The sequence below is a fragment of the Amycolatopsis alkalitolerans genome, assembly GCF_006152065.1.
In the GTDB taxonomy this organism is placed as follows: Bacteria; Actinomycetota; Actinomycetes; order Mycobacteriales; family Pseudonocardiaceae; genus Amycolatopsis_E; species Amycolatopsis_E alkalitolerans.
Window position 1 is genome coordinate 13190 of sequence record NZ_VDFW01000031.1, and the last position, 26151, is coordinate 39340.

Annotated in this window: 28 protein-coding genes and 1 pseudogene; 11 read left to right on the forward strand and 18 right to left on the reverse strand. The window is 71.2% G+C overall.

Annotated features, from left to right (window positions below; translation table 11 throughout):
* The first annotated feature begins 32 nt into the window (after positions 1–32).
* Genes FG385_RS27060 through FG385_RS27070 form a run of 3 tightly spaced genes read left to right on the forward strand, consistent with a single transcriptional unit; the run spans position 33 to position 2898 of the window.
* A complete protein-coding gene (locus FG385_RS27060; protein WP_139099616.1) occupies positions 33–1160 on the forward strand; it encodes a hypothetical protein in 1128 nt (375 codons plus the stop codon).
* Entirely contained in the window at positions 1157–2068 is a 912-nt protein-coding gene (locus FG385_RS27065; RefSeq protein ID WP_139099617.1) for an ABC transporter ATP-binding protein, read from the forward strand. Before FG385_RS27060 ends, FG385_RS27065 begins: the two co-directional genes overlap by 4 nt.
* Positions 2065–2898: an ABC transporter permease gene (locus FG385_RS27070; RefSeq protein WP_139099618.1), complete on the forward strand. Its 834-nt coding sequence runs from the start codon at positions 2065–2067 to the stop codon at positions 2896–2898. The genes FG385_RS27065 and FG385_RS27070 overlap by 4 nt, the downstream gene beginning before the upstream one ends.
* Here FG385_RS27070 and FG385_RS27075 read toward each other — a convergent pair.
* The 7 genes from FG385_RS27075 to FG385_RS27105 all read right to left on the reverse strand — a co-directional run bounded on the left by FG385_RS27075 (position 2888) and on the right by FG385_RS27105 (position 7926).
* Positions 2888–3670: an esterase/lipase family protein gene (locus tag FG385_RS27075; protein WP_235022820.1), complete on the reverse strand. Its 783-nt coding sequence runs from the start codon at positions 3668–3670 to the stop codon at positions 2888–2890. The genes FG385_RS27070 and FG385_RS27075 overlap by 11 nt on opposite strands.
* A gap of 246 nt (positions 3671–3916) precedes the next feature.
* On the reverse strand, positions 3917–4186 hold the full coding sequence (locus FG385_RS27080) for a HypC/HybG/HupF family hydrogenase formation chaperone (RefSeq protein WP_139099619.1): 270 nt from the start codon (positions 4184–4186) through the stop codon (positions 3917–3919).
* A 3-nt stretch (positions 4187–4189) separates the two neighbouring features.
* Entirely contained in the window at positions 4190–4657 is a 468-nt protein-coding gene (locus tag FG385_RS27085) for a hydrogenase maturation protease (protein WP_160148894.1), read from the reverse strand.
* A gap of 98 nt (positions 4658–4755) precedes the next feature.
* Positions 4756–5226 carry a DsrE/DsrF/DrsH-like family protein gene (locus FG385_RS27090; protein ID WP_139099621.1) on the reverse strand — a complete coding sequence of 157 codons (471 nt, stop codon included), beginning with the start codon at positions 5224–5226 and terminating at the stop codon, positions 4756–4758.
* A gap of 18 nt (positions 5227–5244) precedes the next feature.
* Positions 5245–5562 (reverse strand): TusE/DsrC/DsvC family sulfur relay protein, encoded by a 318-nt coding sequence (locus FG385_RS27095; RefSeq protein ID WP_139099622.1) that lies wholly within the window; start codon positions 5560–5562, stop codon positions 5245–5247.
* Between the two features lie 3 nt (positions 5563–5565).
* Positions 5566–6807 (reverse strand): type III sulfide quinone reductase, selenoprotein subtype, encoded by a 1242-nt coding sequence (gene sqr, locus FG385_RS27100; protein ID WP_139099623.1) that lies wholly within the window; start codon positions 6805–6807, stop codon positions 5566–5568.
* Between the two features lie 72 nt (positions 6808–6879).
* A complete protein-coding gene (locus FG385_RS27105) occupies positions 6880–7926 on the reverse strand; it encodes a YeiH family protein (protein ID WP_139099624.1) in 1047 nt (348 codons plus the stop codon).
* Positions 7927–7975: 49 nt separating this feature from the next.
* Between FG385_RS27105 and FG385_RS27110 the strand changes: the two genes are divergently transcribed.
* Positions 7976–8719 carry a GntR family transcriptional regulator gene (locus tag FG385_RS27110; protein WP_235022821.1) on the forward strand — a complete coding sequence of 248 codons (744 nt, stop codon included), beginning with the start codon at positions 7976–7978 and terminating at the stop codon, positions 8717–8719.
* Here the strand turns inward: FG385_RS27110 and FG385_RS27115 are convergent.
* From FG385_RS27115 to FG385_RS27125, 3 genes are all read right to left on the reverse strand, one after another.
* Positions 8704–9294, reverse strand: coding sequence for an HD domain-containing protein (locus FG385_RS27115; RefSeq protein WP_139099626.1), 591 nt, complete (start codon positions 9292–9294; stop codon positions 8704–8706). The genes FG385_RS27110 and FG385_RS27115 overlap by 16 nt on opposite strands.
* 85 nt (positions 9295–9379) lie before the next feature.
* Entirely contained in the window at positions 9380–9742 is a 363-nt protein-coding gene (locus FG385_RS27120) for an RNA-binding S4 domain-containing protein (RefSeq protein ID WP_200834671.1), read from the reverse strand.
* 87 nt (positions 9743–9829) lie between these two features.
* Complete coding sequence (locus tag FG385_RS27125; protein WP_139099628.1) at positions 9830–10693, reverse strand: SAM-dependent methyltransferase; 864 nt, start codon at positions 10691–10693, stop codon at positions 9830–9832.
* A 105-nt stretch (positions 10694–10798) separates the two neighbouring features.
* Here FG385_RS27125 and FG385_RS27130 point away from each other — a divergent pair, with 105 nt between their 5' ends.
* Complete coding sequence (locus tag FG385_RS27130) at positions 10799–11743, forward strand: hypothetical protein (protein ID WP_139099629.1); 945 nt, start codon at positions 10799–10801, stop codon at positions 11741–11743.
* Positions 11744–11757: 14 nt separating this feature from the next.
* Entirely contained in the window at positions 11758–14034 is a 2277-nt protein-coding gene (locus FG385_RS27135) for a heavy metal translocating P-type ATPase (RefSeq protein WP_139099630.1), read from the forward strand.
* Here the strand turns inward: FG385_RS27135 and FG385_RS27140 are convergent.
* Together FG385_RS27140 and FG385_RS35055 are read right to left on the reverse strand one after the other, a co-directional pair.
* Entirely contained in the window at positions 13979–14134 is a 156-nt protein-coding gene (locus tag FG385_RS27140) for a hypothetical protein (RefSeq protein ID WP_200834672.1), read from the reverse strand. The genes FG385_RS27135 and FG385_RS27140 overlap by 56 nt on opposite strands.
* A complete protein-coding gene (locus tag FG385_RS35055) occupies positions 14131–14301 on the reverse strand; it encodes a hypothetical protein (RefSeq protein WP_160148895.1) in 171 nt (56 codons plus the stop codon). The genes FG385_RS27140 and FG385_RS35055 overlap by 4 nt, the downstream gene beginning before the upstream one ends.
* Before the next feature lie 123 nt (positions 14302–14424).
* Here FG385_RS35055 and FG385_RS35060 point away from each other — a divergent pair.
* Together FG385_RS35060 and FG385_RS27150 are read left to right on the forward strand one after the other, a co-directional pair.
* A pseudogene (locus FG385_RS35060) lies at positions 14425–14762 on the forward strand (LLM class flavin-dependent oxidoreductase); the annotation flags it as partial.
* 11 nt (positions 14763–14773) lie between these two features.
* On the forward strand, positions 14774–15256 hold the full coding sequence (locus FG385_RS27150) for a hypothetical protein (RefSeq protein WP_200834674.1): 483 nt from the start codon (positions 14774–14776) through the stop codon (positions 15254–15256).
* A 34-nt stretch (positions 15257–15290) separates the two neighbouring features.
* Here the strand turns inward: FG385_RS27150 and FG385_RS27155 are convergent, their stop codons facing one another.
* The 3 genes from FG385_RS27155 to FG385_RS27165 all read right to left on the reverse strand — a co-directional run bounded on the left by FG385_RS27155 (position 15291) and on the right by FG385_RS27165 (position 19171).
* A complete protein-coding gene (locus FG385_RS27155) occupies positions 15291–16895 on the reverse strand; it encodes an amidohydrolase (RefSeq protein ID WP_160148896.1) in 1605 nt (534 codons plus the stop codon).
* 82 nt (positions 16896–16977) lie between these two features.
* Positions 16978–18231, reverse strand: coding sequence for a M24 family metallopeptidase (locus tag FG385_RS27160; RefSeq protein WP_139099633.1), 1254 nt, complete (start codon positions 18229–18231; stop codon positions 16978–16980).
* Between the two features lies 1 nt (position 18232).
* A complete protein-coding gene (locus tag FG385_RS27165; RefSeq protein WP_139099634.1) occupies positions 18233–19171 on the reverse strand; it encodes an NAD(P)-dependent oxidoreductase in 939 nt (312 codons plus the stop codon).
* A 119-nt stretch (positions 19172–19290) separates the two neighbouring features.
* Between FG385_RS27165 and FG385_RS27170 the strand changes: the two genes are divergently transcribed.
* Positions 19291–20292, forward strand: a complete 1002-nt coding sequence (locus tag FG385_RS27170) for a LacI family DNA-binding transcriptional regulator (protein ID WP_139099635.1) — start codon at positions 19291–19293, stop codon at positions 20290–20292.
* Here the strand turns inward: FG385_RS27170 and FG385_RS27175 are convergent.
* Positions 20289–21497 carry a dihydrolipoamide acetyltransferase family protein gene (locus FG385_RS27175; RefSeq protein ID WP_139099636.1) on the reverse strand — a complete coding sequence of 403 codons (1209 nt, stop codon included), beginning with the start codon at positions 21495–21497 and terminating at the stop codon, positions 20289–20291. The genes FG385_RS27170 and FG385_RS27175 overlap by 4 nt on opposite strands.
* Positions 21498–21516: 19 nt before the next feature.
* A complete protein-coding gene (locus FG385_RS27180) occupies positions 21517–23691 on the reverse strand; it encodes an alpha-ketoacid dehydrogenase subunit alpha/beta (protein ID WP_139099637.1) in 2175 nt (724 codons plus the stop codon).
* Between the two features lie 114 nt (positions 23692–23805).
* On the opposite strand from FG385_RS27180, the gene FG385_RS27185 reads away from it, so the two are divergent.
* The gene (locus tag FG385_RS27185; protein WP_139099638.1) at positions 23806–24309 is read left to right on the forward strand and encodes a VOC family protein; all 504 of its coding nucleotides are present in this window, start codon (positions 23806–23808) and stop codon (positions 24307–24309) included.
* Positions 24310–24326: 17 nt separating this feature from the next.
* Positions 24327–24989 carry a GntR family transcriptional regulator gene (locus FG385_RS27190; RefSeq protein WP_139099639.1) on the forward strand — a complete coding sequence of 221 codons (663 nt, stop codon included), beginning with the start codon at positions 24327–24329 and terminating at the stop codon, positions 24987–24989.
* Here the strand turns inward: FG385_RS27190 and FG385_RS27195 are convergent.
* Complete coding sequence (locus FG385_RS27195; protein ID WP_160148897.1) at positions 24986–26032, reverse strand: LacI family DNA-binding transcriptional regulator; 1047 nt, start codon at positions 26030–26032, stop codon at positions 24986–24988. The genes FG385_RS27190 and FG385_RS27195 overlap by 4 nt on opposite strands.
* Between the last annotated feature and the right edge of the window lie 119 nt (positions 26033–26151).

Here is a 26151-nt window from a genome sequence, read left to right on the forward strand (position 1 = left end):
ACGCCATTGTTCGGTGGCGTACAAAGGAAACCATGCCCTTATCCGTCGTGCGCGCGGCGAAACGGCGCAGGTGGGCGGTCGTGGCCGTGGTGACCGCCGCGCTGCTGGCCGTGCCCGGCCTCGTCGAGGCGTGGCGGCCGGCCGGGCGGACGGTCGATCCCGCTCAGCTGCGCGACCTGGTCCTTCATTCGGATTCGCGGCCGTACCAGGGCTATGCCCGCAGCACCGGCTCGCTCGCGCTGCCGCGGCTGCCGAACCTCGCGGACGTGTCCGCCCTTTTCACCACCACGACGAACACGCACGTCTGGTACGCCGGGCCCGATCGCTACCGCGTCGCGGTGCTCACCACCGCGGGTGAACACGACATCTACCGGTTGCCGGGCACCGAATACACGTGGGACTACGGCACCAGCACGCTCACCCAGCTGGCCGGCGACCCGGTGGTCCGGTTGCCGCGCGCGAGCGACCTCGTGCCACCGGAACTCGCGCGGTGGATCCTCCGGTCCGCGCCGCACGATCCGGTGACGGCCCTCCCGCCGCGGCGCGTCGGCGGGGTCGCGGCGTCGGGCCTGCGCCTGGTGCCCGCCGACCCGGACACGACGATCGGGCAGGCCGACCTCTGGGCGGATCCGGCGACCGGGCTGCCGGTCCGGGTCGAGGTGACCGCGCGCGGGCAGCACGCGCCCGGCCTGGTGTCCGAGTTCCAGCAGGTCGAGCAGTCCGCACCGGTGGTCACTGCGCCGAAACCGGCGCCCGGCAGTGGGTTCGACGTGACGAACGCGCCTGACATCGCCAAGGCGCTCGGCACGCTCGGCCGTGGCCGGCTGCCCGTGGCGCTCGCCGGCCGTCCGGTGCGTACCCCGAACTTCGCGGGCTTGCGGGGTGCTGCCCTCTACGGCTCCGGGCTCGCCACGTTCGCCGCCGTCACCGTCCCGCCCGGCTTCGCCGACGCGGCGGCCGATGCGGCCGGAAAGGCAGGCGGCACAACGGAAACCCTGGCCGCCGGGACCGGCACGTTCCTGTCGATCACACCGCTTTCCCTCGCGGTCGTGCATCCGCCCGGTTCGCGGCGCGCCTACCTGCTCGCGGGCCTGGTCGGGCACAACGTGCTGCGCGCCGCGGCCGACCAGCTGTCCCAGCCGGGCTGGGGGTCCCGATGATCACGACACGTGCGCTGACCAAACGGTTCGGCACCACCGTCGCCGTCGACGCCGTCGATCTGCGGGTCCGCGAAGGCGATCGCTACGGCTTCCTCGGCCCGAACGGCTCGGGCAAGACGACGCTGGTGCGCATGCTGCTCGGGCTCGTCTACGCGACCAGCGGGGAGATCGAACTGCTGGGCAAGCCGGTGCCCAAGCGGGTCGCGGAAGTGCTGCCGGACGTCGGCGCGCTCGTCGAGGGCCCGGGTGCCTACGGGCATCTGTCCGGGCGCCGCAACCTCGCCCTGCTCGACGCCGCGGGCCGGGGAGGCAGCCGCCGCACTCGCCGTGGCCGGATCGGCGAGGCGCTGGAACGGGTCGGCCTGGCACATGTCGACCAGCGTCCGGTGAAGGCCTATTCGCTCGGGATGCGGCAGCGGCTCGGGCTGGCCGCGGCGCTGCTGCGAAAGCCGCGCCTGCTCGTCCTCGACGAGCCGACGAACGGGCTCGATCCGCAGGGCATCAGGGAAATCCGCGAACTGCTCATCGAACTGAACCGCGACGGGACCACCGTGTTCCTGTCGAGCCATCTGCTGGCCGAGGTCGAGCACCTGTGCACGAGAGTCGGCGTTGTCGACCGGGGACGCCTGGTGCTGGAGGACGAACTCGCCGCCCTTCGCGCGGCGACCGGCCGGGTGCTCGTCGCCACGCCGGACGCGGCGGACGCCGTCGCGATCCTCGACGGCCGCGTGGAGAACCGCGACGGCGAACGGCTGGTGATCCGGCACGAGGATCCGGCGGCGCTCAACGCGCTGCTCGTCCGGTCCGGTGTGCGGGTGCGGTCGATCGACAGCGAACGAAGGACGCTGGAGCAGGTGGTGCTGGAGGCCACCGGGCCCGGCTCGGATCGCTTCGGGGAGCCCGGATGATCGCCGTGGAACTGCGGAAACTCGTGCTGCGCCCGCGGATGTGGGTGAGCATCGGGCTGCTGTGCCTGCTGCCCGCGATCGTCGCCGTGTTCCTCGCGACCGCGGACTTCCCGCCACCGCCAGGACAGGGCGGGGCGTTCCTGTCCGCAGTGGTCAGCGACGGCACGCTGTACCCGGCCGCCGCGCTCGCGCTGGTGCTGCCGCTGTTCCTGCCGATCGCCGTCGCGGTCTTCGCCGGGGACGCGATCGCCGGCGAGGCGGCGGGAGGCACGTTGCGGTACCTGCTGGTGCGGCCGGTCGGGCGAACTCGCCTGCTGACGGCGAAGATGCTAGCGGTCGCGGTGTACGTCACCGCCGCGATCGCGATCGTCGTGCTCACCTCGCTCGCCATCGGCGTCCTGCTGTTCGGTGCCGGGCCTCAGGCGGGCGCCGGTGGCCAGCCGGCCGGGGCGGTGTCGCTGTCGGGCGCCTCGCTCAGCTCGTCCTCGCTCGGGCTCCGGCTGCTCGGCGCGGTCACCTACATCGTGGTGTCGATGGTCGGATTCGCCGCCATCACCGTGTTCCTGTCCACGCTGACCGACTCCGCGCTCGGTGCCGCGCTCGGCGGGCTCGCGGTGCTCATCACCAGTTCGGTCCTGGAAACGCTGGACGCGGCCGCGCCGGCCAAACCGTACCTGCCGACGCACTACTGGCTTTCCTGGATCGACTTCTTCCGCGATCCGGTGCTGTGGCGCAACATCGACCACGGGCTGCTGCTGCAGGCCGGCTACATCGTGGTGTTCTTCGGCGCGGCCTGGGCCAACTTCGCGACCCGGGACGTCACGAGCTGACGCACCGGTCCGGAGCCGCGAGCGGCGCCGTGCCGAGCGCGCTCAGCACGAGCGCCCCGGCTTCGGGGTCGGTGGGCAGATCCCCGTGCGCGGCCTGGTTTTCCGGGCACAGCTGCTGCAGGGACACGTTGACCGCGCCCTCGAGCCGGGCCGAGTCCGGCGGGGTCACCGTCTGGTCGCGGTCGGTCCAGATCGACAGCCAGGGCAGTCCGGGCGGGATCGGCGGGAGCGCCCGCAGCAGGGTGCTGCCCGGGATCAGCTGCCGGCACGCCAGCGGGCAGGCGCCGGGCGCGAGCAGGCCGCCCGCCGCGGCGAGTTCCGTACCGTGCATGGGCGAACCGAGCGTCACGACCCGCCGTGGCTCGCCGCCGTGGGCGACCCACAGCCGCGCGACGATGCCGCCGGCCGAGTAGCCGACCACGTCGACCGAGGGCGCGCCCCGGTCGTAGGCCTGCTGGGCCGCGTTCGCAAGCACCTCGGCCTGCGCCTGGAGGTCACCGGTGCCGTCGCCGGCCAGCGTCACCACTTCCGCTTCACGGCCGGTGTCGTGGCGGATCCGGGAGGCGAGCCGTTCGAGCGCGCCCTTCGCGCCGCCGTAGCCGGGGACCAGCAGGACGGTGCCCGGCTCGTCCCGCTCCGGGGTGCCCGGCGGGTCGCCCCCGCCCGTCATGACGAAGGCGGCGACCGCGCCCGCGACCACCACGAGCGCGACGGCGCCCAGCAACAGCCGCCGGCGCGGGCTGATACCGCGTAACCAGGCGAGAACGCGCATCAGCCCATGATGCCCGCGCTAGTGTTTCGTGATCCTGTTGTCTTTGCGCGCGGGTGTGTTTGTTTGCCAGGCTACCGAGTTGGCCCTTGGCGTCGCCGAGTTGGCTCGGGGCGTTATCGAGTTGGCCGGCCGCTGTCGCCGGGGGCAAAATCAGCGACCGGACCAGCCAACTCGACACCGCAGCGGACAAACCCAACGACCCTACGGGCAAACACGGCAACGTAAACCGGACAGCATCACACGACACTAGCCGGGATGGGAGTCGCGCAAGGCGGCGATCTCGTCGTCGTAGGCCTGCCCGAGTTCCTCCAGCGTGCGCAGCGTCGCGCGGGCTTCGTCCTCGTCGACGACGGCGATCGCGAAGCCGACGTGGACAAGGACCCAGTCGCCCTCTTCGACGTCGTCCGGCACCAGCGACACGTTGACCGCGCGCCGGACCCCGGATACCTCGACGTCGGCGAGAAACCGTTCCGCGTCGCGGAACCGGATGATCCGCGCCGGGATCGCGAGGCACACGGCTCAGGCCCGTTCCGGCGCCGGCATCAGGTCCGCGGCGACCCGGCCGGCCAGCATGCCGAGCGCCGCCGCGACCGGGCCGCTCAGCCTGGTGCCGAGTCCCGTCTCCGCGGGCTGCGCCCCGTGCAGGACGAGCCGCGAGGGAGATTTGCCGCCCTGCCGTGCCGCGTGCAGCAGATCCGCGAGCCCGGTTGCGCGCGCGCTCACGCCGCGCACGTAGCAGTCCAGGTCGTCGCCTTCGAGCCGGACGAGCGTGCCCGGAGCCGCGCCGACGTCGACCGCGTCGATGAGCACCGCGCGGTCGGCGTCGGCCAGCCGCGGCAGCAGCCGCAGCCCCGCCGTCCCGCCCTCGACCAGTTCGACGTCGGCCGGGAACTGGTAATGCTGGTGCAGGCGGCTGATCGCGTGGACCCCGAGCCCTCCGTCCGAGCAGATCACGTTGCCTAGGCCGAGTACCACCGTGCCGCTCATCGGGCTCCTTCCCCAGCGCTTCACGGACAGCATCCGCGCGCCGGTCACCGGCGGGTACGGGCGTTGGTCCCGCCGGTCCCGGGACCTTGGTCCCCGCGTCAGGTGTAGATGATCTGCCCGCCGGCGGCGATCTCGTAGAACTCGCCGACGGTGATGATGCCGTCGACCTGTTCGATGAAGTCCTCTTTACTCAGTCCGAACAGGTCCACCGAGGCCTGGCACGCGTACAGCCCGGCGCCGGTGTCGGAGATCATCTCGATGAACTCGGGAATCGGCGGGATGTCGAGCTTCTCCATCTTGGTGGCCATGTAGTGCGTCATCACGCTCGGCACACCGGGCAGCCCGCCCGCCCAGGTCGCCAGGTGCAGCCCGGGGTTGCCGACGGTGGCCAGCTTGATGTGCTCGTGGCGCGCCTTGTGGATGGCGTCCAGGCCGAAGAAGGTGAAGAACAGGTTGGCGTCGATCCCCTCGGCGCGGGCCCCGTTGGCCATGATCAGCGCCGGGTAGATGCCTTCCAGCGAACCCTTCGAAACGACGATCGAGACCTTTTCGATCTTGCCCTCGGTCATGACGAACCTTTCCCGGCTTCAGATGCAGCCGCGTGGTTTGGGAATGCCGGCGATCTTCGCGGCCAGCTTCGCGGGGCCCTTCGGGAAGAGCTGGTAGAGCTCCTTGACGGTGACGCCGGAGGTCTTGCCCAGCGCCCGCACGGTCGGCCCGGTGCCCTTCGCCGCGTACTCGGCGCGCATGAACTTGATGACCTGCCAGTGCTGTTCGGTCAGCTCCCCGACGCCCACCTCGCGGGCGATCTCGGGGGCCATCTCCTCACTCCACTGCTCCGGTGCGGTGAAGAAGCCTTCCTCGTTGAGGTCTACGTCGGTTCCGGCGTAGGTCTTCGTGGGCATTTCCTATTCCTTTCCTTGTGCGACACCGTGTTTTCCGGCCTCGGGCATGTGGCTGCCGATACCGGGGATGTCACGGCCGGGCAGGAGGCTGTGCCAGTACAGCCACGAGAACATCAGCTTGCCCAGGTGGTTCAGCCGCGACTGCTTGAGCAGCGGCAGCCCGACCGAGGCCGGGAAGTGCCCTGGCAGCGGCTCGGTGTCGTAGTTGAAGTCGATCAGCATGGCCTGGCCGAACCCGCTTTCGATGAAGCAGTTGGCGTGCCCGTCGAAACTCGCGTCGAGCGGCTCGCCCGCCAGGAAGCGCACGACGTTCGCGGTGAGCGTGTCGCCTTCGAAATGCGTGACCGAACCCGCCTTCGAGGTCGGCAGCGCCGAGGCGTCGCCGATCACGAAGATGTTCGGCTTGACCTTCGACTGCAACGTGACCTGATCGGTGGGCACGAAGCCGAGTTCGTCGCCGAGGCCCGGCGACCGCCCGACGTAGGCGGCGCCGCCGTGCAGCGGCACCACGACCGCGAGGTCGAATTCGACCCGGCGCTCGTCGTAGGAGACCAGCGCGCCGTCCTCGACCGAGCCGGTGTTGAACTCGGTCACCAGCTCGATGCCCTTCTCCTCGAGCATCCCCCCGAGCACCTTCGCGGCGACGGGTTTTGTGAACGCGCCGTCCAGCGGCGTGACGTAGGTCAGCTGGACCCGGTCGCGGATGCCGCGCTCCTGGAAGTACCAGTCCGCCAGGAAGCAGAACTCCAGCGGCGCGACGGGGCATTTGATCGGCAGATCGACCACGTTCACGACCACGCGCCCGCCGTCGAAGTGGCTGAGCGCGCCCTCCAGCGCGGCGGCCCCTTCGAGGTTGTAGAAGGTGAAGACCTTGCGCCCCCACTCGGGGCCGGTCAGTCCCTCGGTCTCCTCCGGCTGCAACTCGACGCCGGTCGCGATGATCAGGACGTCGTAGCCGAGCACCGTCCCGTCGTCGAGCACCACCCGGTCGGTCTCGATGTCCACGTGATCCACCGCGCTGCGATGGAAGCCGATGCCCGCGTGCAGCTGCCGGCCTCGCGAGCGCACCAGGTCCTCCGGATGCGCCAGCCCGAACGGCACGAACAGCAGGCCCGGCTGGTACACATGCCGGTCGTCGCGGTCCACGACGGCGATCTCGACGTCATCGCCGAGGCGCCGCCGCAGCCTGTTGGCGGTCAGCGTGCCACCGGTGCCGCCGCCGAGAATCACCACTCGTTTCGTCATGACCCCAGAATCGGGGCGGGCGGCGCGCTGGAGCAGGGCCGAACGTCACGGCGTCGGAGGACGAAGGACGCGTCAAAGGGTCCCGGTCAGGTCCTGCAGGCCCAGGCTGCTCAACGCGACCGCGAGCCACAGCAGCCCGCCCAGCAGCAACGGCCGTGGTCCCGCCCGGCGCAGGTCGCCCAGCCGCAGCGAGAGCCCGATCCCGGCGAGCGCGGTGGTGATGAGGAACGTGCCGGCGTCCGACAGCGTGGGATGCCACGAGGACGGGATCACGCCGATACTGTCGAGGGCGGCCGCGGCGAGGAAGCCGAGCAGGAACACCGGCACGATCCGCCGCCACGGCAGCCGCACCCGGTCACCGGTGGCGCACCGGCCCGAGCGGGCGGCGAGGAACAGCACGATCGGGATGAGCATCAGCGTGCGGGTCAGCTTCACGACGATGCTGTACGGGCCCGCGCCGCCGCCGAAGGCATACGCCGCCGCGACGACGGACGACGTGTCGTTGATCGCCGTACCGCTCCACAGCCCGAACTCGTGCGGGCTCATCCCGAGCAGGTGGCCGATCGGCGGGAACAGGAGTACCGCGGCGATGTTGAAGGTGAAGATCGTCCCGACGGCGTAGGCGATTTCGGACTCGGCCGCGCCGATCACCGCGGTCGTCGCGGCGATCGCGGACGCGCCGCAGATCCCGGTGCCGACGCCGATCAGCGTGCGCACGTTGCCGTGCACCCCGAGGATCCGGCCCAGCAGCCAGGCCCCGCCGAGCGCGACCGCGAGCGTGCCCAGCATGACCGGCAGCGAATGGCCGCCGACCCGCACCACCTCGGGCAGGGACAGGCCGGTGCCGAGCACGACGATCGAGGTCTGCAGGACGGGCTTGCTCGCGAACGCGTACCCGGGTGTCCACGCGGGCCCGCGCACCGCCGGTGCCGCCCCGGCGAAGGCGGCACCGAGCACGATGCCCAGGACCGGGCCGCCCACGATCGGCACCAGCCTGCCCAGCAGCGTCGCCGCGACGGCGACCGCCAGCGCGACCGACAGACCTGGCGCCACCGGCAGTTTCGCCGCCAGCGTCATGCTTTTCACCTGCACCCGCTCCACCTCCAGATGTCCGTACATTTGAAGATAAGAAATGTCCGGACATCTCGCGCAGGCTAATGTCCGTTGTGTGCGGCCTCTCGACCGAAAGAGTGAACGCCCGCTCTGGAAGCAGCTCCAGGAGCGGTTGCGTGAACGGGTCGCGGCCGGCGAGTTCACCGGCCACTTCCCCGGGGAACTCGCGCTGGTCGAGCAGTACGGGGTCAGCCGGCACACCGTCCGCCAGGCACTGCGCGAGCTGCGGGCCGAGGGCATGGTCACCGCCGAACGCGGCAGGCAGCCGCGGGTCGCGCCGAACACGGAGATCCAGCAGCCGCTCGGCGCGCTCTACAGCCTGTTCGCCTCGGTCGAAACGGCGGGCCTGCAGCAGGACAGCCTGGTCCTCGTGCTCGACACCCGCACCGACGCGCCCGCCGCCGGACGGCTCGGCCTCGACGCCTCGGCGCCGCTGGTCTATCTCGAACGTGTCCGGCTCGCGGGCGCGCAGCCGCTCGCACTCGACCGGGCCTGGCTTCCGGCCGACGTGGCCGCTCCCCTGCTCGAGGCGGACTTCACGCACACCAGCCTGTACGCCGAACTCGCCGCGCGCGCCGGTATCCGGCTCGAACGCGGCGAGGAGAAGATCCACGCCGTGATGCCCACCCCGGCCGAGCGCGCGCTGCTGGGCTGCGACCCCGGCGCGGCGGCGTTCTCGATCGACCGCGCCGGCTACGCGCGCGGCGAGCCGGTCGAATGGCGGCACACCCTGGTGCGGGGAGATCGCTTCGCGCTGACCGCCGAATTCTCCGCGGGAACCGGCTACCGGCTTCGCTGACCGCCGTCGCGCAGGAACGTCTCCGTGCGGCGCACGGCCGCTGCCCGCTCGGACCCGTTGGCCGCCAGCGCCCGCACCACCGGATCGTCCGGCGCGCGCCGCGCGCGCAGTTCGGCGATCCGGTCCTCGAACGACATCGGTTCGCCGTCGGGGCCCGTGGTCATGTCGCAGTACCAGAGCGCGTCGCGCACCCGGCCCGCCTCGTCCTCGAAAGCCCCCAGTTCGCCGGCGAGCCCGATGAGCCTGGCGACCGCGGTCGCGCCGGCATGGTGGGCCACCAGCGCGCAGATCCGCTCCGGCCAGCCCCGGCGGGCCAGGTAGTGCGCGCCGTCAAGCTGGTGGAAGCCGGTCTCGGCCAGGCCGGAGGCGTAGCCGATGTCGTGCAGCCAGGCCGCCGCGACCAGGGTCCTCCCGTCTTCGGGCGGCAGCAGCCGGGCGATCTGCTCCGCGCGGTGGGCGACTCCGCGGGTGTGCGCCCAGCGGCCCGGCAACTCGCCGGCCAGCAGCCGTTCGGCGGTCACCGCGGCGGCGCACGGCAGGTTCAGCTGAGCGCACGAGCCCGAGTGTCGCTCCATCGAAGTCGGCTCCCCCGGAAAGTCGTCATCTCACGACCACAGGCTCGCGTCGGGCGCGGGCGTCCGGCCAGGGCCGAAAGTCCTGTCAGCCGTGGCCGCGGAATCTCTCCAGCATCCGGCGGTCGCGTTTGGTCGGGCGCCCCGCGCCGCGTTCGCGCCGGGCGAGCGGCATGACGGCCTCGGGCGGCGGGGCCGGGGTCCGGTCGATGAAGCAGGTGACCGCATCGGCGGCACCGACCCGCTTGTGGATCACGCGCACGACCTCGACGATGCGGGTCCGGTCGCCGACGCGGGCACGCACCTCGTCACCGGGCGAAACGGTCGTCGCGGGCTTCGCGGGACGGTCGTTGACGCGCACGTGCCCGCCGCGGCACGCGGCCGCCGCGTCCGGGCGGGTCTTGGTCAGCCGGACCGCCCACAGCCAGCGATCCACACGAGTCGACTCCACAACCGCCATGATGGCAGGAGCAGGACGATTCCCGGTCCCCTCGGGCTGCCCGGCGGCGTGGTCGCGCCCTCGCCGCGCTGACGCCCGTTACCTCTTCTCCGCGAGCACGAACCGTTCGATCTCGCTCGCGGACAGGTCACGGCCCGCCGGCCGCAGGTACCGGTCGGCGTACTCGGCCGGCCCCACCTGCTCCCGTTCCGCCCAGCCGTACTCACGCAGCAGACCGTCTACTTCGACCGGATCGAATGCGGTGTGCCAGATGCGCTCGCGCTCGACAAAACGGCGGTGGAGCGACTCGGCCCCGTAGAACCGCGTGCCGTCGGCGAAGTCCTGGCGCACGAAGGTGAAGATCAGCCTGCTGCCGGCCGCGGCGGTCGCCAGGAACGCGAGCGTGCGCCGCAGGCCCGCGCCGGTCAGGTACTGCGTGACCGCCTCCCAGACGAACATCGTGGGCAGCTCCGGGCGGAATCCCTGCGCGGCGAGGGAGTCGGCGAGGTCCTGGGTGTCGAAGTTGTGCGCGACGAGCCGGACACCGGCCGCGGTGCCGAAGGTCTCCTCGACGCGCCGGCGCTTATAGGCGATGTTCTCCGGCATGTCGACCTCGAACGCGGGCACCGTGAGCCGGTAGGCGAGGGTGTCCAGGCCCGCCCCGAGCACGACCACCTGCCCGATCCCGTCCGCCACGGCCGCGCGCACCTGGTCGCGCGCGTACCGCTTGCGGCAGAGCACCCCGGCCCACACGCCCGGGGCCGAGCGGTCGGACGCCCCCGGCAGCCATTCCCGAACCCGGCGCCACCGGCCGGCCCGCGCGGCGAGCCGCAGCCCGGACGGCAACATCGAGCCGGCCGACGGCTCGTCGACGATCCGGTGCCCGGCGGGGGTGTACTGCTCGATCGCGGTCACGAACATGGGCCCGAACGCCGTCCGCGCCGCAGGGTTCCGACTCTTCATGAGCCGACCGTAGTGCGCCCGGCACGCCCGAGATATACCCCCTGGTAGTACTTGCGATGGGATACCCCCCTACTGTATTAATGGGGAGCCGCGAGAGGAGATGCGATGAGAACAGCCACCACGATCGCCGGCTACGGGCTCGCACTCGCCGTGGTCGTCGGCGGGGCGTGGACGGCCGGTGCGGCGATCGGCCCGGTCGAAACAGGCACCCCGCCCGCCGCCGGGCACGAGATGGACGCCCCCGCTCCCGCACACGACATGGGCACCATGGCGGCCCCGGCATCCGATGTCCCGCCGGGCCTCGCCGCCGCGCGCGACGGGTACCGCCTGCACGTCGTGGACACCGTGCTACCCACGGGCACGCCCGTACCACTGCGGTTCCACGTGCTCGGCCCCGACGAGAAACCGGTCACCGCCTTCGACGTCGCGCACGAGAAGGAACTGCATCTGATCCTCGTCCGCCGCGACGGCGTGCACTACCAGCACCTGCACCCGGTACTGGCGGCGGACGGGACGTGGTCGCTCGACGTCGCACTGCCCGCCGCCGGCACCTACCGGCTGATCGCCGACTTCACCCCGCGCGGCGGCACCGCCACGACGCTGGGCACGGACATCCAGGCCGCCGGCGAGTTCCGCCCCGCGCTTCCGCCGCCCAGCCGGGTATCCACTGTGGACGGCTATCAGGTCACCATGGGCGGCACGCTCGTACCCGGCGCGGACTCGCCGGTCACCGTGACCGTCACCCGCGACGGCACGCCGGTCACTGATCTGCAGCCCTACCTCGGCGCCTTCGGCCACCTGGTGAGCCTGCGCGAGGCGGATCTGGCCTACCTGCACGTCCACCCGCTGGGCACGCCGAGCGACGGCAGGACTGCCACCGGCCCGGGGGTCGGCTTCTCCGTCGACGTGTCGACCCAGGGCCGGTACCGGCTGTTCTTCGACTTCCGGCACGAGGGCAAGGTGCGCACCGCCGAGTTCACCGTGGACACCACGGGTGACGCCGCGCCCGCCGCTCCGCAGGATGCCGCGCCCCACGGGCACGGCGGCTGACCGAAAGGAACGACATGAGTTCCGCAGTAGAGGAAACGCAGCAGGTCGAGCTGGCGATCGGTGGTATGACCTGTGCCTCGTGCGCGGCGCGGATCGAGCGCAAACTGAACAAAGTGGACGGTGTGCGCGCGAGCGTCAACTACGCCACGGAGAAGGCGAAGGTCGCCTACTCCGGCGCGGTGACCGCCGAAGAACTGGTCAAAGTCGTCGAGGCCGCCGGGTACCAGGCGAGCCTGCCCGCCACGGAGACGCCCGCCGCCGCCGAGCCGGCGGACCCGACCCGCCCGCTACGGCAGCGGCTGATCGCCACGGTGGTGCTCGCGGTACCGGTGATCGTGCTGGCCATGGTGCCGGCGCTGCAGTTCACCTACTGGCAATGGGCCTCGCTCACCCTGGCGGCCCCGGTGGTGACCTGGGCGGCGTGGCCGTTCCACCGGGCCGCGTGGACGAACCTGCGGCACGGTACCGCCACGATGGACACCCTGATCTCGCTCGGCGTCGGCGCCGCGTTCCTGTGGTCGCTGTACGCGCTCTTTCTTGGCACCGCAGGGGTTCCGGGGATGCGGCACGGGTTCGAGCTGACCATCGAACGCTCCTCCGGCAGCGACAACCTCTACCTCGAGGTCGCCGCCGGGGTCACCGCGTTCATCCTCGCCGGGCGGTACTTCGAGGCGCGCGCCAAGCGCCGGTCCGGCGCGGCCTTGCGGGCGTTGCTCGAACTGGGCGCGAAGGACGTGACCGTGCAGCGGAACGGGCGTGAGGAACGCGTGCCCGTCGAGCAGCTGCGCATCGGGGATCTGTTCGTGGTGCGGCCCGGCGAGAAGATCGCCACCGACGGGGTGATCGAAGAGGGCGGTTCTGCCGTCGACGCGAGCATGCTGACCGGCGAGTCCGTGCCGGTCGAGGTCTCCGCCGGGGACGACGTCGTCGGCGCCACGGTCAACGTCGGCGGGCGGCTGGTGGTGCGCGCGAGCCGGGTCGGTGCGGACACGCAGCTCGCGCAGATGGCGAAGCTCGTCGAAGAGGCCCAGAACGGCAAGGCCGCCGCGCAGCGGATCGCGGACCGGATCTCCGGGGTGTTCGTGCCCGTGGTGATCGCGCTGGCGGCCGGCACGCTCGCGTTCTGGCTCGGCGCCGGGGCCGGTGCGGCGTCCGCGCTGACCGCCGCCGTCGCCGTGCTGATCATCGCGTGCCCGTGCGCGCTCGGGCTGGCCACACCGACCGCGCTGCTGGTCGGCACCGGGCGCGCGGCCCAGCTGGGCATCCTGATCAAGGGGCCCGAGGTGCTGGAGTCGACCCGCCGCGTGGACACGGTCGTGCTGGACAAGACCGGTACCGTCACCACCGGCCGGATGAGCCTGCTCGAAGTCCACGCGGACGACCGGGCGGAAGCGCTGCGGCTGGCGGGAGCCCTGGAGGACGCGTCCGAGCATCCGATCGCGCGCGCCATCGCGGCCGCCGCGCGCGGCGAGCTGGGTGAGCTGCCGGCGGTGACCGAGTTCCGCACTGCCGAAGGGCTCGGCGTGACGGGAATCGTCGAGGGCAAGGCGGTGCTCGCCGGGCGCGCGGCGTTCGCCGAGGACTGGGGCGTCCAGCTCGACGAGACCCTTCGCGCCGCGAAGACCGAGGCCGAGCGGAACGGGCGCACTCCGGTCGTGCTCGCCTCCGACGGGGTCGCCCGTGCGGTGCTCGTCGTCGCCGACATGGTCAAACCGACTTCCGCGGAGGCCGTCCGCGACCTGCGCGGCCTCGGCCTGACTCCGGTGCTGCTGACCGGGGACAACGAGGCCGCGGCCCGCGCCGTCGCCGCCGAGGTCGGCATCGACGACGTGGTGGCCGAGGTCATGCCGCGGGACAAGGTCGACGTGGTGACGCGGTTGCAGAAAGAAGGCCGAGTGGTCGCGATGGTCGGCGACGGGGTCAACGACGCGGCCGCGCTCGCGCGGGCGGACCTCGGCGTCGCGATGGGCACGGGCACCGACGTCGCGATCGAGGCGGCCGACCTCACGCTCGTCGGCGGCGACCTGCGCGCGGCGGTCGACGCGATCCGGCTGTCCCGCCGCACCCTGGGCACCATCAAGGGCAATCTGTTCTGGGCGTTCGCCTACAACATCTCCGCACTGCCGCTGGCCGCGCTCGGCCTGCTGAACCCGATGATCGCGGGCGCCGCGATGGCCTTCTCCTCGGTGTTCGTCGTCGCCAACAGCCTGCGGTTGCGCCGCTTCCGCACCGCGATCACCGGTGCAGCCGGGGGTCGAGAAAGTCGCGCAGCGCGTCGCCCAGCAGGTTGAAGGCGAGGACCGCGACCGACAGCACGACCCCAGGCGCGATGATCATCCACGGCGCCATCTCCACGTACCGCACTGTTTCCCCGGCCACGACGGCGGTCATCGCCGTGCCTCTCCCGCCGCTCGGATACACAGGTCGACCCACGCGGACAGCAGATCGATGATGATCATGGTGAACACGAACAGCGCCGCGTAGAAGATCGTGCACGCGACAACGGAGCGTTTGACAATGTCCGAATGAGACGGCCACAGCGGGACGGCTCCGCTCACCTCCCAGACATCTCGCGGGAAATATTCTTGCGCGCGAGACGTTCTGGCGGGAGGACCGGGAACCCCGGTCACCGGAGCACACCAGGAGGGCGCCGTGCAGTTCGGAATCTTCAGCGTCAGCGACGTGGCCCCGAGATCGCCGAGCAGGCCGCGTACTACGGCGACGGCTTCTTCCACAACAACATCTTCTGGCCGATGTCGCACACGAAGCAGATGGTGGACTTCTACCGGCAGCGTTTCGAGTACCACGGCCGCGCCGGCCAGGCCATCGTCGGGCTCGGCGGCCAGGCGTTCATGCGCCGGCGCTCCCAGGACGCCTGGAACGAGTTCCGCCCGTACTTCGACAACGCGCCGGTCTACGGGCACGGCCCGTCGATGGAGGATTTCACCGCGACCACGCCGGCCTCCCGCTCAAGACCGTGCTGGAGCAGATCGACCTGCTGGCCGAAGAGGTCGTGCCGCCCCGCAAGCCATGCGGCTGGCCGGGAAGGTGCCGCCGTGGCTGGTCAAACAGCTCGTCCTCAAGCCGTTGACGACGCGGCCGCGCGGCACCATGGCCTGGCTGCGTGACCACGACGAAGAGCGCGTCCACGCGTACTTCGGCTCGCGCGAGCAGTGGGCCGCCATCGGTGGCTGGGCCGGTTTCGAGGAGCCGCGGCCGCCTCGCACGCCCACCTACCTCGACCATGGTTACGACGAGGACAAGGACCCGGCACAGTGGACCGGGCACGATCTCGCCGCGGCAGCCGCCTTCCGCGGCGGGGAGCTGCTCTCCCCCGCACCCGAGGACATCCGGACGGCGGTGAAATGGCGGTGCGGGCTCGGGCATGTGTTCAGCGGCAGCCCGTTCCTGATTCTCCTCGGCGGCCACTGGTGTCCCGAATGCGTCCGCGATCCGGCGGGCTATTCGCGGCAGGCTGAACACAACCGGTTTCTCGTCCAGCTGCTGGACTGACCGCCGCAGTATAGACCGTTATACACGTGGGTGATCAGCCGACGGCTCCGGTCGAGTGCACGACCCGGCCGCCGACGACGGTCAGCTCCGCGGAGATCGCCGGGATCCGCTCCGCCGGGACCGAGAAGTAGTCCTCGCTCAGCACGGCGAAATCGGCCCTGGCGCCCGGACGCAGATGCCCCCGGTCGGACTCCTCGAAGCTCAGCCACGCACTGCCCTCGGTGTAGGCCTCCAGCGCTCGCTCCCGCGAAAGCAGGTGTTCTTTGCTCCGGCGCGGCACCCCGTCGAGCGAGGTCCCGGCGACCAGCCACCACAGGGAAAGCCAAGGGCTGTAGGAGGACGCCCGGCTCGCGTCGGTCCCTGCGGCGAGCGGGATGGCTTCGGCGAGGACGTCGGCGACCGGTGGCACGGTGGCCATGGCCGCCCTGCCCCATACCGATTCCGAGGCCGCCGCCTTGAACACCTGGTGATCGTCGAGCACGACGCCGGCGCCCAGCGCCCGCAGCCGCCGCAGGTTGCGTGCGCTGACCCGGTCGGCGTGCGACACGCTGAACCGCAGGCCCGCCAGCGGGATGAGCTTGTCGACCGCCTCCCAGCAGTCGAGGATGACGTCGATCGAGGAGTCCAGGACGGCGTGGATGTTCATCGGCCAGCCCCGCGCGGCGGTCGCGTAGCTGATGTCGTAGAGCTGCGCCGCCGACTCCTCGCTGATGCCGAAGCCCGTGAGCCCTTCGAAATCGTGGCAGCCGAAATGGACGACTTCGCCGATGCCGAGGAACTGCAGCATGTCGTCGCCGAACCGGGAGTGGGCGTGCCGGAGCCAGCTCTCCAGCTGCGCGTACTCCTGCCCGGGATCGACCGCGGACAGGAACAGCCGCATCCGCATGGACAGCTCGCGGTCGCGCCACAACGAGAACAGCGGTTCGTAGCGCTCCGGTGCCATCCCGAACCCGCCCGGATCGACGATTCCGGTGAGCCCGCTCGCGTGCAGGTCGGCGAACATCGCCGCGGTGGACCGCCGCTGCTCGACGGGGCCCGGTGGCGCGATCGCGTCGAGGCAGTGGGTGAACGCGCCCATCCCTTCGATCCGCCCCGTCGCCGCGCCGGTGACCGGATCCCGTTCGACCCGCCCGCCCGGCGGGTCGCCGTCGATGCCGTCGAGCCCGGTGGCGCGGATCCCGGCGGTGTTGAGCACCGCAGACTCGTAGAGCGCCTGGACGTAGACCGGGTGGTCCGGGGCGACCGCGTCGAGCTCGGCCCTGGTGGGTTCGCGCGATTCGGCGAACTGGCACGGATGCCAGCCACCGATCGCCCTGATCCACTCGCCCGGCCGCCGCTGCCGCGCCGCGGCCTCGATCGTCGCGAGCGCGGCGACGACGTCGGGCACGCCCGTCCAGTGCAACTCGGCCGACCAGGTCGCACCCGCGCGCGCCGCGTGCAGGTGCCCGTCGATCAGGCCCGGGATCACCCGGCGGCCCCGCAGATCGACGACTTCGGCGCCCGCCAGCTCGCGTGCCTGTTCCCCGAGCGCGAGCACCCGGCCGTCGCGCACGGCGAGCGCCGGGACCTCGAGGCCCCGGCCGGCCCAGATCCGGCCGTTGACGTACACCGTGCCCGCGCTCTTCGTCGAGACAGCCACGAAACCTTCTTTCAGTTCTGGATGAGATCCGGGGCGGGCCAGTCCGTCCACAACGGACAATGCGCTGCCCGGCAGGTGCCCGTCAGTATTCGTTGGCGATGAACAGTTCCTGCGCCGGGAACTTGGTGATCACATGGGCGCCCTGCCCGGTGATGACGACTTCCTCTTCGATGCGGGCCGCGGAGAACCCGTCCGAGGCGGGGCAGTACGTCTCGAGTGCGAACACCATGCCGGGCTCGATCTCGACCGGGCTGGTGAGGCTGTTGAGCCGCGAGATGATCGGCCGCTCGTGCAGGCCGAGGCCGAGGCCGTGGCCGAACTGCAGGCCGAACGCCGCCATCTCGCCGGCGAACCCGAATTCGGTGGCCGCGGGCCACACCCGCGCGACGTCGTCGGTGCCGACGCCGGGCCCGACCGTGGCGATCGCCGCGTCCATCCACTCGCGGGCCCTGGTGTAGGCGTCACGCTGGGACGGGGTCGCGCTGCCCACGCTGAACGTGCGGTAGTAGCATGTCCGGTACCCGTTGTAGGACTGGATGATATCGAAGAACGCCTGGTCGCCGGGCCGGATGAGGCGGTCGGAGAAGTTGTGCGGATGCGGGTTGCACCGCTCCCCCGACACCGCGTTGATCGCCTCGACCTGGTCCGAGCCCATCTCGTAGAGCCGTTTGTTCGCCAGCGCGACGATCTCGTTCTCGCGGATGCCCGGTTTGAGCGCCTCCACGATGTCCTGGTAGACCCCGTCGACCATGGCGGCCGCCTGGGTGAGCAGGGTGATCTCGTCGGACGACTTGATCTGCCGCGCGTCGAGCATCAGCTGCTGCGCGTCGAGCACCCGCAGCCCCTGGCGCTGCATCTCGAACAGGAACGGCGGCTCGACGATGTCCACGCCGACCGGCTGACCGGCCAGGCCGGCGTCGGTGAGCATGCCCTTGATCTCGCGCACGGCGGATTCCATCAGGCCGGCGCTCGGCGCGATCGCCCCGCGCAGCCCCAGCATGCCCGCGCGCGAGTTCTCCGGCAGCAGCCACGGCGAGTACAGCTGGTGGTGCTTCGCCGCGGACCCGAAGTCCCACAGCACGGGCTCGCCCCCGCGGGTCAGCAGCGCGTACCGGGTCATCTTGTCGCCCAGCGCGCCGCCGATCCAGGTCTGCGTCACGTACCGGATGTTGTAGAAGTCGAACAGCAGGAAGGCCCCGCATTCGCTCGCCTGGAGCGCCGCCCGCGCGCGGGCGAGACGGTAGTCGCGCAGCCGGCCGAAGTCCACCCGCTGCTCGAAATCGACCGCGCCGTGCCCGGGCGCGGGCAGTGGGCGAGCGTCCACAGTGGTCGTCACGTCAGGCCTCCAGGCCGTCGTCGATCTTGGCGTTCTCCGGCTTCAGCTCGAGCCCCGACCGGCGCGCCTGCTCCAGGATCAGCTCGGCGAAGTCGTTCTCCCGCGAGCCCGCGCCGATCGCCTCGGCGACCAGCTGCGCGGTGGCCGACGCGATCGGCATCGGCGCCTCCAGCTCGCGCGCCGCGCCGAGGCCGAGGTCGAAGTCCTTGCGCAGCAACGGCATCGTGAACGTCGGGGCGAAGTCGAGGTTGACCAGCGCGGGGGTCTTGTACCGGCTGAACACCGAGCCCAGCACCGAGCTGTTGAGGAACTCCAGGAACGCCTCGCGGCTCACCCCGCCCTTCTCGGCCAGCACGGTGATCTCCGCCAGCGACTGGGTCACCACGCCGAGGAACACGTTGTGCGCGATCTTGACCAGCCGGGCGACCTCGCCCTCGCCGACGTAGGTCACGCCGCGGCCCAGCAGCTCCAGCAGCGGGCGGACCGCGTCGAACGACTCGCGCGGCCCGGAAACGGCGAGCGTCAGCTTGCCGGCGGCGACCACCTTCGGGTTACCGCTGACCGGTGCGGCCAGGAAGTCCGCGCCGCGTTCGGTGGCCGCGGCCCGTGCCTGCACCGAAGCCTCGGTGGACACCGTGGACGAATCGATGATCAGGCCGGGCGCGGCGTCCGCGGTCAGCAGGCCGTCCGGGCCGGTGGTGACCGCCGCGAGGTCCGCGGAAGCGGAGACCATCACGAACACGACATCGCGGTCCGCCAAATCCGCCGGGGTGTCCACAATGGACGCACCACGCTCGACGAGCGGCTCGGCCTTGGCCCGGGTCCGGTTGTACACGGCGACGTCGTGACCGGCTGCCAGCAGCCGCGCGGCCAGCTGGAAGCCCATCCGGCCGGCGCCGATCCACCCGATGCGCGGGCGTTCGGTGGCACGGTAGCTCATGTGAAGTCCTCCTCGCTCTGCATACCGCAACCGGTTGCAGCCCCAGCGTGGACCTTGTTCCCCCACTTGTCAACGCGTGGCGCGCCGCGATTCTGCGACCGGTTGCGTATCCTGGCGCCATGGACAAACCGCCGACGATCGCCGACGTCGCGAAGCTCGCCGGAGTGCACAAGGCGACCGCTTCGCGCGCGCTGAACCAGCGCACGAGCGGGCAGGTCAACGCCGCGACCGCGCGCCGCGTGCTCCAGGCCGCGAAACGGCTGAACTACCAGCCCAACGCCGTGGCCCGCAGCCTCTCCACGAACCGGTCGGCGACCGTCGGCGTGCTCATCCCGGACCTCACCAACCCCCTGTTCCCGCTGATCGTCCGGGGGATCGAAGACGCGCTGGGCCCGAGCGGCTACACCGCGCTGCTCGCCAACACGGACAACGATCCGGATCGTGCCGAAGCCCGGTTCGACACGCTGCTGTCGCGGCGCGTGGACGGGTTCCTCATCGCCACCGCGCGGCGCGAGGACCCGCTCGTGGTCCGGGCGCACGAGCAGGGCATCCCGGTCGTGCTGGTGAACCGCTCGACCGACGATCCGCTGTTCCCGGTGGTCACCGGGGACGACGCGGCCGGGGTCGCCGCCGCGGTCGGGTATCTCACCGGGCTCGGCCACGAGCGGCTCGCGCATCTGTCCGGGCCGCCGGCGATGTCGACCGGGGTGGTGCGGGCACGCGCCTTCCGCCAGTCCGCGCCCGCCGGGTCACCGGTGGTCGACTGCGACGCCTACAGCGACGACGCGGGCGCGGCCGCGGCGCGGCGCTTGCTCGACGAACATCCCGGCGTCACCGCGATCCTCGCCGGGAACGACATGATCGCGCTGGGCGCGCTGCAGGTGCTGCGGGAGCGCGGGCTTCGCTGCCCCGAAGACGTGTCGCTGATCGGGTTCAACGACATGCGGTTCGTGGACCAGCTCGTCCCGCCGCTCACCACCGTGCACGTTCCGCATCACCGCCTGGGCGCCGAGGCCGCCCGCCTCCTGCTCGACCAGCTCGACCGCCCCGGCGAGCCGGCGAAGACCGTGTCGCTCCCGCTGCACCTCGTGGTGCGCGGCTCCACCGCCGCGCCGCGCTAAGCGACCAAGCGCAACGGCTCCTCCAGCGCGCGGACGAGGGCGGCCATCCAGCGGGCGGCGAGCGCACCGTCGATCGCGCGGTGGTCCACCGAGAGCACGAGTGTCAGCTGGGTCGCGACCTCGACGGCGCCGCCGGTCACCACCGGTGCCGGGACCGCCGCGCCCACGGCGAGGATCGCGGACTGGGGCGGGTTGATGATCGCGGAGAACTCCTCGACGCCGAACATCCCGAGGTTGGTGACGCTGATCGAGCCACCTTCCAGGTCGGTCTGCCGGAGCCCGCCCTCGCCCGCCTGCCGCGCGAAGGTCTTGACCTGCGAAGCGATCGCGCTCACCGACGTCTTCTCCACCCCGCGCAGCACCGGCGTCACCAGCCCGCGCTCCCCCGCGATCGCGACCCCGATATCGACCGAGGAGAACCGGCGCAGCGCGTCGTCCGTCCAGCTCACGTTGGCCTCCGGCACCTCCTGGTGCGCCACGGCCACCGCGCGCAGCACGAGGTCGTTGACGGAGATCTTGTGCGGCGAGATCTCGTTGAGCCGCGCGCGAAGCGCCAGCAACTCGTCCACACGGGCAGTGCGCCGGACGTAGAAATGCGGGATCGTCTGCTTGCTCTCGGTCAGCCGCCGCGCGATCGCCCGGCGCGGCCGGGAGTGCGGGATCTCCTCGAAACCGGTTTCCACCACGGGTTCCACCCGGGGCTGGGGCGTTTCCGGGGCCTCGCGCCCGGCCCGCGCGATGGCTTCCTCCACGTCGCGGCGGATGATGCGCCCGTTCGGCCCGGTGCCCTCGACCTGTTCGGGGGTCAGCCCCGCCTCTTTCAGCAGCTTCCTGGCGAGCGGGCTGATGAAGACCCGCGTCGACGGCGCGGTGGGCCCGGGGACTTCGCGCCGCGGCGGGGCCGGGGTGGGCGCGCTGCCGACCCCGAGTTCGGCGAGCAGCCGGTCCACATCGGACTCGTCCTCCCCGTCGGCGCCCAGCAGCGCCACGGGGGAACCGACCCCGACCGAGGTTCCACCCGGCACGAGGGTGCGCAGGATCCGCGCACCGGTCTCGGCGGCGATCTCCACCGAGGCCTTGTCGGTCTCGATCACCGCGATCGGCTCGCCCGCCCTGAACGGGGCGTTCTCCTTCACCAGCCATTCGGACAGGACGGCTTCGGTCGCGCCGGCCGCGACTTCGGGCATACGCAGCAGCGTCGCCATGGTGGGAACTCCTTAAGGCTCAGACGAAACGGCGCAGGGCGGTGACGACTTCTTCGGTGCGCGCGATCGCCGCGCGCTCGAGCACCTTGCTGATGCTCGGCGAGGCCTCGCCACCGGTGACCCGCTCGACGGGCGCGTCCAGCCAGTCGAACAGCCGGCGCTGGATCTCGTCGGCCAGGCGCGCGCCGTAGGACGTGCCGATCGCGCCCTGCTCGACGATCAGCACCCGGTTGGTCTTCTGGACGCTGCGCTCGATCGTGTCCCAGTCGAGGCTCGCGCGGTCGAGCCAGCGCAGGTCGATCACGTCGGCCGACACCTCGGGCACCTGGTCGAGCGCTTCGAGGCTGTGCCCGACCATCGACAGGTACGAGATCACCGTGAGGTCGGTGCCCTCCCGGCGCAGCGCCGCCTTCCCCACCGGGATCCGGTAGTCCAGATCGGACACCGGCGCGGTCCCGGTCGAGGTGTAGAGGTCGACGTGTTCGAGGACGACGACCGGGTCCGCACAGGCGAGCGCGGTGTTCATCAGGCCGACGTAGTCGAACGGGGTCGACGGCGCCACCACCCGGAGCCCCGCCGCAGTGGTGAGGATCCCGGCGGGGTCCATCGTGTGCTGCGAGCCGTAGCCGGTACCGGCCGCGAGCTTGCTGCGCAGCACGAACGGGACCGGGCTTTCACCGCCGAACATGTGCCGTGCCTTGGCGATCTGGTTGAACAGCTGGTCGGCGGCGACCCACATGAAGTCGGCGTACATGAACTCCACGACCGGGCGGAACCGCCCGTCGAGCGCCATCCCGCCGCCCAGTCCCGCGAAAGCGTTTTCACTGATCGGGGTGCCGAGCACGCGGCCGGGCGCGACCTCGATGGCCCGCCGCGTGACACCGTTCGTGCCGCCCTTGAGCCGGTGCACGTCCTCGCCGAGCACGACGACCCGTTCGTCGGTCTCCATCCTGCGGCCGAGCACGTCGCTCGCCACATCGATGAACCGCCGGTCGGCCAGCTCCCCGGAGAACGTGTCCGCCTCCTCGTACCGGCTGCCGGCCAGCTCACTCAGGTCACCGCGGACGCCCACGTCCACGAAATCCGTGTCAGGCCAGGCACTTTCGATGATCCGCCGCTGGCCGGGCTTGCCGCCGGGCAGCGGTTCGAGGAACGTTTCGCCGATCTCGTGCAGCACCCGGACCACCTCATCGTGCGCCGCGCCGACGTCCTCGGCCGAGGCGAGCCCGCGCCGGACCACGTGGGCACGCAGCTGGTCCACCGGGTCACGGTCGCGCCAGGCCTGCTCTTCGGCCTTGTCGCGGTAGCCGAAGGCACTGCCCGGGTACGGCCCGTTCTGGTGGAAGTAGCGGTAGAGGTCGGCCTCGATGATCGTCGGGCCGTGTCCGGCGCGCATATGGTCCAGCGCTTCGTTCATCGCGAGGTTCACCGCGAGTGGATCCATCCCGTCCACCCGCCAGCTCGGGATCCCGAAACCCAGGCCCCGGGCGGAAAGCCGCGGTTCGGCGGTCGCTTCGGCGACCGAGGTCGACACCGCGTACTGGTTGTTCTCGATGAAGAAGCACAGCGGCAGCCGCCAGGCCGCGGCGAGGTTGAACGTCTCCAGCACCGACCCGATGTTCACCGCGCCGTCGCCGAAGTAGGTCACGGTGACCGCGTCGGTGCCCGCGCGGCTCTGGTTGAACGCGAACCCCGCGGCCTGCGGCACCCCGCCACCGACGATCGCGTTGGTCCCCATCGCCCCGGCCTCGCGCCAGCGCAGGTGCATGGAACCGCCGCGGCCGCGGCAGTACCCCTCGGCCAGCCCGCAGATCTCGGCCAGCGTTCGCCGCAGCACCGTGCGCACGCCGTCGTCCAGTTCCGGCAGCACCCCGGACTTGGCGGGCATCACGTGCCCGAACGCCTTCGCGAGGAACTGGTGGTGGCCGCGGTGCGAGCCGTTGACGTAGTCGTCGCTGCGCAGCGGCAGGATCGAACCCACCGCGCCGCCCTCCTGGCCGATGCTCGAATGCGCCGGGCCGTGGATGAGGCCCTGCCCCGCGAGTTCGAGCACGTACTCCTCGAACGAGCGGATCCACATCGCCAGGCCGAGCATGCGCACCAGCAGGTCCGGATCCGCGGCGTCCCAGTCGCCGGCCGAGGCGGCCAGCTGCGCCCAATCGGCGGCAGGGACCAGGTTCTCACGGGTGGGCATCGATGCTCCTCGAAGAAGATCTCTTGACCAAATGGATCCATCTGGCGACTATCATCCCGTACTATGCGCGTCTAACGCGTCGAACGCAAGCTAATTGGATCCATTGGAGGTTCAGTGCCGATCCCCGGACTCACCCGCGTCGACCACGTCGGGATCACCGTCCCCGACCTCGACGAGGCCCGCGAATTCTTCGTCGACGTGCTCGGCTGCGAGTACCTGTACACGCTCGGGCCCCTGCGCGACGACGCCGGCGACTGGATGAACGAGCACCTCAACGTCGACCCGCGCACGGTCGTCCCGCGGCTGCACTTCTACCGGCTCGGCGGCAAGGCGATCCTGGAGGTGTTCGAGTACGAGGCGCCGGACCAGCGCCGCGAACCGCCCCGCAACAGCGACATCGGCGGCCACCATCTCGCGTTCTACGTCGACGACCTCGACGCCGCGGTGGCCGACCTGCGCCGCCGCGGCCTGCGCGTGCTCGGCGAGCCGACCGCCAGCAAGGGCCCGCACGAAGGGCAGCGGTGGGTCTACTTCCTGTCACCGTGGGGGCTGCAGTGTGAGCTAGTGTCCTACCCGGACGGCAAGGCGTTCGACCGCGACCCGACGGCTTTTGCCTGAACCCGTAAAGGAGGACCGTGGCCGACCTGCCCTCGACCGTGGCGAGCCAGCGCATCGCCGAGGAACTGCGCGACCGGATCCTGTCCGGGCGGCTCGCCCCCGGCACCCGGATCATCCAGGACGAACTCGCCGAAGAGCTGCGGACGAGCCGGCTGCCGGTCCGCGAGGCGCTGCGGATCCTGCAGTCGCGCGGGCTGGTGACCCTGCGCGCGAACCAGGGCGCCTGGGTCACGCGGATGGACATGCGCGAATGCGAGCTGAGCTACCAGATCCGCGAGCGCCTGGAACCCCTGCTGCTGGCCGAATCCGCGCCAGGACTGTCCGAAAAGGACATCGAAGGACTCGGCGAGCTGCAGGACCGGATCGAGCGGACACGGGATGTCGGGGAGTTCCTGGTACTCGACCGCGAACTGCACTGGGCCACCTACCGGCATCACCAGGCGGACGAGCTGGCGTCGATCGTGGCGCGGCTGTGGGACACCACCCAGCACTACCGCCGCGCCTTCAGCCGGCTCACCCTCGCCCGGCGCAGCTGGATCATCGGCGCCGAGCACCGCCTGCTGATCGAGACCCTGCGCGACGGCGACCACGCGTCGGCGGAACGCATCCTGGAACTGCACATCCGGCGCACCCGCGTCGAGCTCGCCAAGCACCCGGAGGTGTTCCAGACCGGCACCTAGCTTCCTCCGGACCGCGGCAGCTCGTGTTCCCGCGGTGGCGCGGTGGACTCGCGCACCATCAGCTTGCCTTCGAACCGCATCACGTTCGGTTCCGCCGCCGCCTGCTCGCGCGGGTGCTGGATGCGGTCCAGCAGCAGCCGGGCCGTCATCGTGCTCATCTCCTCCAGCGGCAGCACGTACCGGGTCAGCGGCGGGTTCGCCACGTCGAGCAGCTCCGGGCCGAGGAACCCGACCAGGGAAAGATCCCGGGGCACGGAAACATGCCGGTCCCGCACCGCCTTCAGCGCGCCGAGCGCACCGCGAGAGCCGGAGATGAAGATCGCGGTGACACCGGGATGGCGGTCGAGGATCTGCCGTGTCGCGGCTTCGCCCCACCGCGCGTCGTACGACGGGCCGTGGAGCACGGGGCAGCCACGTTTCGGCAGACCGAACCGGGCGCACGCGTCGTGGAACCCCCGCACGCGATCCGCGGTCGTGCTCAGCTCCGGCGGCCCGGCGACCATGGCGATCCTCCGGTGCCCCAGGTCCACCAGATGCCGCACCACCTCGGCGGCGCCGCGCTCGTCGTCCCCGATCACGCTGTCCACCCCGCGCGCGGAAGACCGGCGCGCGTATTCCACGACCGGCACCCGCGGATCCGCCGCGCGCACGAGATCGGCGCCTTCCGGGGTGCACGGGGCGTGCACGATCCCGTCCACTCGGCTTTCCATCAGCGACCGCAGCAGTTCGGCGTCCACTTCGGACGAGTTGTTGTTGCACGAGACCAGCAGCCGGTAGCCCTCGTCGCGCAGCAACCGCTGCACCACCGAAGCCGCGGTCGTGTAGAACTCGTTTTCCAGGTCCGGCAGGATCAAACCGACCGAATAGCTTCTGTTCCGTCGCAACGCCCTGGCGAGGCCGTTGGACGAGTAGCCGAGCTCACGCGCCGCTTCCTGCACTTTGCGCCGCGTCTCCGGGCGCACGTTCGGATGCCCGCTCAGCGCGCGCGAGACGGTGCCGAGCCCCAGTCCGGTCCGCTGCGCGACGTCCTTCAAGGTGGCCATGTTGGAAACGTTATTCCATGGAACTCGTTTCCAGCGTGATAGACGCGTTACAACTCGGTATCGGATCACCCTTGACATGCCGACGGCCGGCAGTGAGACTCCAGAACAGGTTTTGGAAA